Raw genomic sequence first — 562 nt, forward strand, 5'->3', positions numbered from 1 at the left:
GAATGACGACACCAAGCGAGAACGGAAAGATCTCGCTCCCAAAGTGCATGTTATGACCCCAAAAGACATCGCTTTTGGCGCAAAGGATTTTGAAAGCGCCATCAAAGACAAAGGCATTGAACACACCAAACGTCTGATTTCACAAACCCAATACGGTATGCAAAACAAACTCGAACGCCACCTTGCTCACACCAAAGAACAAGAGAAAACCAACACGCGCAGCGTAAAACAAACGGCCAACGTAGAAATCGACTAACCCACCCACACGCCCCCGCTTGTCGGGGGAAACAGAGAACCCCATGCAATACATTTTATTACCTGACGAAAACCAACGCTATTTTCTGGCTGACCGCAACGAACAGATTGCTATCAACAACGGGATAACCCAAACACTCAATACCGAGAGCGACGTTTTACCACTGCGTTTAATGTACGGCGTGTACAAACCCCAAATTGATAACCAATTTACCCTTGCTCAAATTCGAGAGCATATCTGTGAAGCCATTGGTCAACAACTTCACCACATTCAAAACACCACCCTCATGAGTCTTCGCATCATCTC

General features: G+C 46.3%; 1 protein-coding gene and 1 pseudogene. Both read left to right on the forward strand.

Going from position 1 to position 562, the window contains the following annotated elements; translation table 11 throughout:
* A partial coding sequence (locus R7O13_RS29590; RefSeq protein WP_318305555.1) for a hypothetical protein occupies positions 1–256 on the forward strand: 256 nt, incomplete at its 5' end.
* Positions 257–299: 43 nt separating this feature from the next.
* Positions 300–562 (forward strand): annotated as a pseudogene (locus R7O13_RS29595) (hypothetical protein); the annotation flags it as partial.

Source organism: Vibrio sp. Y176 (genome assembly GCF_033438945.1).